The 6,033-nt window shown below is 71.4% G+C and carries 4 protein-coding genes; 3 read left to right on the forward strand and 1 reads right to left on the reverse strand.

The window, feature by feature from the left end:
* The 3 genes from D7V97_RS38640 to D7V97_RS38650 all read left to right on the forward strand — a co-directional run.
* The coding region (locus D7V97_RS38640) for a CHAT domain-containing protein (RefSeq protein ID WP_120615596.1) at window positions 1-2,703 on the forward strand (2,703 nt) is incomplete at its 5' end.
* Window positions 2,704-2,886: 183 nt separating this feature from the next.
* Window positions 2,887-3,093, forward strand: a complete 207-nt coding sequence (locus D7V97_RS38645; RefSeq protein WP_120615597.1) for a hypothetical protein — start codon at window positions 2,887-2,889, stop codon at window positions 3,091-3,093.
* A 40-nt stretch (window positions 3,094-3,133) separates the two neighbouring features.
* Window positions 3,134-5,368 (forward strand): GNAT family N-acetyltransferase, encoded by a 2,235-nt coding sequence (locus D7V97_RS38650; protein WP_233583509.1) that lies wholly within the window; start codon window positions 3,134-3,136, stop codon window positions 5,366-5,368.
* A 17-nt stretch (window positions 5,369-5,385) separates the two neighbouring features.
* On the opposite strand, the gene D7V97_RS38655 is transcribed toward D7V97_RS38650, so the two are convergent.
* Window positions 5,386-5,826 carry a response regulator gene (locus tag D7V97_RS38655; RefSeq protein WP_120615598.1) on the reverse strand — a complete coding sequence of 147 codons (441 nt, stop codon included), beginning with the start codon at window positions 5,824-5,826 and terminating at the stop codon, window positions 5,386-5,388.
* Between the last annotated feature and the right edge of the window lie 207 nt (window positions 5,827-6,033).

Below are 6,033 nucleotides of genomic sequence, written 5' to 3' on the forward strand. Positions count from 1 at the left end.
CTGCTGCTGGCTTTGCTGGCCGTGTGGACGACGCAGTCGACCCGCGAGGTGCCCGCCTCGTGGCTCACGCCGGGCCCCACGCGCCCCCTGGAGGCCCGGCTGACGTACGCGGCCCTGGACGGCCATCGCGCCTACGTGCCCATGCGCAGGCAGGCCCCCGGGGCGGCGCCGCTGCCACTGCGGGAGCTGGCCACGCTGGCGGACCGCCACGACTGGCAGGGCATCGCCACCGTGTACCTGCTCGCCGGCGACCCACGGCAGGCCCTGACCTACCTGCGCAGCGCCCCCTCCTCCCCCAACCTGGACTCCGACCGCGCGGTGGCGACAGCGCTGGGCCGCGCGGGGCCCCCGGAGCAGACGGCGCTCGATGAAGCCCTGGCCCTGCTGGACGGCGTGCTCCTAAAGCGGCCGGACCACCCCCAGGCCCTGTGGAACCGCGCGCTGGTCCTGCGGGACATGGACCTGCCCCTGCTGGCGGCGGACGCCTTCGAGGCGATGGCGAGCCAGGGCGAGCCGGGCTGGAGCACGGAGGCCCGGACCCAGGCGCACAGGCTCCGCGAAGAGACGCTGGCCCGGGGACGCGCCTGGAAGCAGGCCTTCGCGGCCACGAAGGACCTGGTGATGGACTCCGGCGCGCGGCTGCCGTTGGAGGAGGCCGCGAGGCTGCCGGGCATCGTGCGGATGGCCTTCTACGACGCGGTGCGGGCGGCGCCGTCGCGCGAGGCGACGCTGCGGCTGCTCCCGCTGGCGGACGCACTGGACCGGGCCTACGGCGGCACCGTGCTGCGCGAGTACGTGGCGCGCGTGGCGGCGCGGGACTTCCGCCGGCGCGGGCCCCTGGCGCGGGACTATGCGCTGCTCGTCCGGGACAAGCGCTCCTCCCGCGAGGGCTTCCTGGAGGAGCTGAAGCGCTCGGGCGAGGACGACCTGTACGTGGGGGCGCTCGGGTATGAGAGCGCCGCCGAGCGCCCCGTGGACTCCGCCGCCTACGCCCGGGCCGCCGACGGCCTGGGCGACCCCTGGTTCCACCTCATCGCCGAGCGCGAGCGCGCGAACCAGGAGGTGCAGGCGGGAGAGTGGTGGAAGGCGGAGACGCGGGTGCTGCATGCCCTGCGCACGTGCCAGGAGCAGCGGCTGCACTACCGCTGCGCCGACCTGCGGAAGTGGCTGACGGACATGTACCTGGGTGAGCTGTACCGGCCCGCGGACGCCTCCGTGCACGCGCTGCGCGGCTGGCAGCTCGCGAAGGCCCAGGGGGAGTGGGCGATGGAGCGGCAGTTCCTCCAGGAGCTGGCGCAGGTGGCGCGCCTGCACCACCGGCTGCCGACCGCGAGCGCGTACCTGCGGGAGTCCCTGACGCGCATGCCCGAGGACCTCCGCCAGCGCGGCTACGTGCACCGGAACCTGGCGAGCCTGGCGTGGATGGGCTTTCGCCTGGACGAGGCGCGCCATGAGCTGGAGCAGGCGATGGAGTCCGGCCTCCCGCTGGGGATCCACGGCACCCTGGTGCTGTCGGACATGGCCCGCTTCGGTCCCATGCTCGGGGCCGCGGACGAGATGCGCCGGGCCCTCTCCGAGCTTCGCCGGGGCGAGCCCCGACCCGGCGAGCGCGCGCTGATGGACTTCATCGAAGGCCAGTTCAAGCTGGAGCACGACCCCGTCGCCGGGCGCCAGCTGCTGTGGAGCGCCATCACCCAAGCGGAAGCGTGGCCCGACGACGCGAACGCCCGCCGCGCGCTGGCGTATGCCCATGCCGAGCTCGCTTCCGAGGCGGGACGCGCGGGCGCGTTCACCGAGGTGCTGGCCCTGGTGGGACGGCGGTTGAAGCGGGGCGAGGTGCCCGAGCGCTGCGTGCTCGCGGTGTCGGTGCGGCACGAGAGCACGGTCACGGTGGTGCGAGGGCCCGCAGGCGCGGTGCTCGGGGACTTCGCCCAGGGGCGCACGGCGCCGCTCGGACAGGACGCCTCCGGGCTGGTGCCGGTGCCGCTCGTGGAGGTGCTGCGGGGGTGCGCCCAGGTGGAGGTGCTGGCGCCCCCCCCGGTGTATGGCCTGCCAAGGCTGCTGCCCCCGGACCTGGCCTGGAGCTACCGGGTGGGGCGCGCGGCGCCGCCAGGCCCCACGGCGCCGCAGGGCACGCACCTCGTCGTCTCGGGCGTGGACACGCCTGGGGCCCTGGGGCTTCCCTGGCTCCCGCCCATGGCCTCCGCGGCGGGCGCGGACCCCTGGCGCGTGAGGCTGGAGGGCGCCCAGGCCACGCCGTCGCGCGTGCTCGACGCAATGGGCACGGCCACCGAGGTGGAGATCCACACGCATGGGGAGTTCAACCCGGAGCTGTCGGACGCCTCACTTCTCATATTGGCCCCGGAGAAGGATGGCCGGTACGTGCTCACCGCCAGTCAGGTGCGAGCGCGAAGGCTCTCCGGAGCGCCGCTGGTGTTCCTGGCCTCCTGCAGCGCCGCGCGCACGGCGCCCTTCCCGATTGAGTCCTCCAGCCTGCCGGCGGCCTTCCTCGACGCGGGAGCGCGCGCGGTGCTGGCCGCCACGGTGGATATCCCGGATTCGGCGGGCCGCTTCTTCAACGCGGTCCGGGAGCGGATCCGCGCCGGGGCCCCGCCCGCCGTGGCCCTGCGCGACGAGCGGCGGCAATGGCTGGAGTCCTCCCCGGGCGACAGGTGGGTGCGCGACGTCCTCCTGTTCGAATGAAGCACCCTCCCCAAAGAGAGTCATTCAAAGAGAGTCATTCAAAGGGAGTCATTCAAAGGGAGTCATTCAAAGGGAGTCACTTAATAAAGCGTCATCTAAAAGGATACGACCTGGTGCGTTATAGAAGAGAGACCGCCCGCGGCAACGGGCCGGAAACACGGCGGTCTCTTCAAGGAGACGGACATGATGAATCACCAGGTCCCTTCCGAGCAGTTGCCGCTCCCGCACAATCCGCTGAACGACCTGCCGGACAAGCCGCCCCCGGGCCCCGCGGGCATCCGGTTGGCGCCGAACACCGTGGCCACGCCGGATCCTCGCGAGAAGCCGCAAAGCGACCCTAGCGACCAGCCGGACAAGCCCCCCACGGACCCCCCCGGACTCCTCTCCTAAGCCCTGGGCTCCTGGCGCGGGAGCCCTATGCTCCCGCGCCATGCCCAGTCCCTACGTCGTCAGGGCCGTCCAATCCCTCGCGGAGCTCGAACAGGTCCTGGCGCTGCAACGCAGGAACCTGAAGCAGCACCTGTCCGAGGAGGAGCGGCGCACGCAGGGCTTCGTGACCGTGGCGCATGACCTGCCCACGCTGGAGCGCATGCACGCGGTGGCCCCCAGCATCATCGCCCTCCAGGGCTCCGAGCTCGTGGCGTACGCGCTGGTGATGCCCCGCGAGTGCCGGGAACTCGTCCCCGTGCTGGAGCCGATGTTCGCGCTCGTCGAACAGCTCGAGGACCAGGGACGCCCCTTGCGGGACCAGCGCTTCTACGTGATGGGGCAGATCTGCATCGACAAGGCCCACCGGGGCCAGGGCCTGTTCGAAGCGCTCTACCACCAGCACCGCGAGCAGCTCCGGGGCACCTTCGACTGCGTCGTCACGGAGGTCTCCGTGCACAACCGCCGCTCCCTGCGCGCGCATGAGCGGCTGGGCTTCCGCACCCTCCACACCTACGCGGACGCCACGGACACCTGGGCCGTGGTGCGCTGGGATTGGAACCCGCCCCCTCGGCGGCTGGAGGAGCTTGAGCGCACCGAGAAGGTGCTCGCCGCGGCGGGGATTGGCCGCTGGTCCCGCGACCTGTCCCTGGGCCCCATCGTCTGCGACGCCATCTGCCGCGTGCAGTGCGGTCTGCCCGCGGACGGCCCGGTGAGCACCGCCCAGCTCCAGGAGCGCATCCATCCGGAGGACCTGGAGCGGGTATGGGACGCGGCACGGCGCGCGCTGGAGGAGCAGGCGCCCTTCGAGCTGCGCTTCCGGATCCGCCCGAACGCGGAGGCCCCCTTCCGCTGGTTGCACGTCACGGGCTCCGTCTTCCACGACGCGGCGGGGCACGCGCGGCACTTCGAGGGCATCTCGCAGGACATCACGGCGGAGCGGCAACTGGAGGAGTCCCTGCGCCAGACGCTCATCGAGAAGAACGACTCGCTGCAGAACCTGGAGCTCATCAACAGCACGGGCCAGGCGCTGGGCGCGGAGCTGCAGCTGGAGAAGCTGGTGCAGGGCGTGACGGACGCCGCCACCCAGCTCACCCGGGCCGCGTTCGGCGCGTTCTTCTACAACGTGCTGGATGAGCGCGGAAACGCATACATGCTCTACACGCTCAGCGGCGCGCCCCGGGAGTCCTTCGCGAAGTTCCCCATGCCGCGCTCGACCCGCGTCTTCGAGCCCACCTTCAAGGGCGAGGGCATCATCCGCAGCGACGACATCACGAAGGATCCGCGCTACGGCCACAACACGCCCCGCCACGGGATGCCCGAAGGCCACCTCCCGGTGCGCAGCTACCTCGCGGTGCCCGTGACGTCGCGCTCCGGTGAGGTGATTGGCGGGCTGTTCTTCGGCCACCCGACGACCGGCGTCTTCACCGCGCGCGAGGAGCGACTGGTGGCGGGGCTGGCGGCGCAGGTCGCCGTGGCCATGGACAACGCCCGGCTCTTCCAGCGGGTGCAGGAGGCCGTCACGTCGCGTGACACCTTCCTGTCCATCGCCTCGCACGAGCTGCGCACGCCCATCACGTCCATGAAGCTGCTGTCGCAGCACATGCGCAAGCGCATCCATGCCAACGACCCGGCGGCCTTCACCCCCGAGCGCGTCACCCGGATGGTGGAGCAGACGGAGCGCTCCATCGACCGGCTCGCCCGGCTGGTGGATGACATGCTGGACATCTCGCGCATCGCCGCGGGCCGGATGCAGCTGCACCTGGAGCGGGTGGACCTGGGCGACGTCACGCGCGACGTGGTGGACCGCTTCGAGCAGCAGCTCACCGAGGCGGGCCACTCGCTCACGCTGCGGCTCGCGCCGGGGCTCGTGGGGAGATGGGACCGGGTCCGGCTGGAGCAGGTGCTCGCGAACCTGCTGACCAACGCCCTCAAGTACGCGCCCGGGACGCCGCTCACGGTCAGCCTCCAGGCCCGGGACGACCACGCCGTGCTGGAGGTGGAGGACCGCGGGCCCGGCATCGCTCCGGGGGATCAACACCGCATCTTCGAGCGCTTCGAGCGGCTCGTCACCGCGAGCGAGGTGAGCGGCCTGGGACTGGGCCTCCACATCGCCCGGCACATCGTCGAGTCGCACGGCGGCCGCATCCACGTGCGGAGCGCCGTGGGCGACGGCGCCCGCTTCTTCGTCGAGCTGCCCCTGGCAGGGCCCCCGGACGCCACGCCCGGGAAGCCGTAGGCGCTTGGAGCGGGCAGCTACCCGGACGTCGCGGACGCCTGGGCGGAGGAGCCCTGGGATGCGACCACGGGACGGGACGCCATGTGCTTGTGGTGCATGCCCGACAGCTTCAGGGCCAGCTCCGGGCCGCTGACGCTCTTGGGGATGTAGCCATCCGCGCCGGCGGTCCGCATCAGCTCGCGCAGCTTCGACTCATCCATGGACGAGTAGAGGATGAACAGCGTCTGCGGGCCCGCGAACTGACGCACCACCGACAGGATGCGGTCGCCGCTGAGCGCCGGGATGTTCACGTCCAGCAGCACGATGTCCGGCTGGTTCGTGCGGATGAGGTTCGCCACGCCCAGCGCCGCGCGCGTGGTCGTGACTTCGAAGCCGTAGCGGCTGATGGAGCGCTCCACCAACTCGAGCACGAGCGGATCATCATCCACCACCAGTGCCTTCAACTTGCCTTCCGCCATGCTCGCCTCCTGCCTTCCGTGACACCGCGGAGGGAAACCCGAAGTGCGCTGCATTCAGCTCTTCTGTCAATATACACACTAACTGTAGTCTTCTGCAATTACCCAATCCACAGGCTTTACCGCTATTACACCCTGAGTCAAGGCGGACCATGACCCACAGTGGCCCCCTCTGCCGCCTGGTGAACGTCAGGCGGCGGGGGCCTGGGG

Origin of the sequence: Corallococcus sp. CA053C (genome assembly GCF_003611675.1) — a bacterium.
Taxonomy (GTDB): Bacteria; Myxococcota; Myxococcia; order Myxococcales; family Myxococcaceae; genus Corallococcus.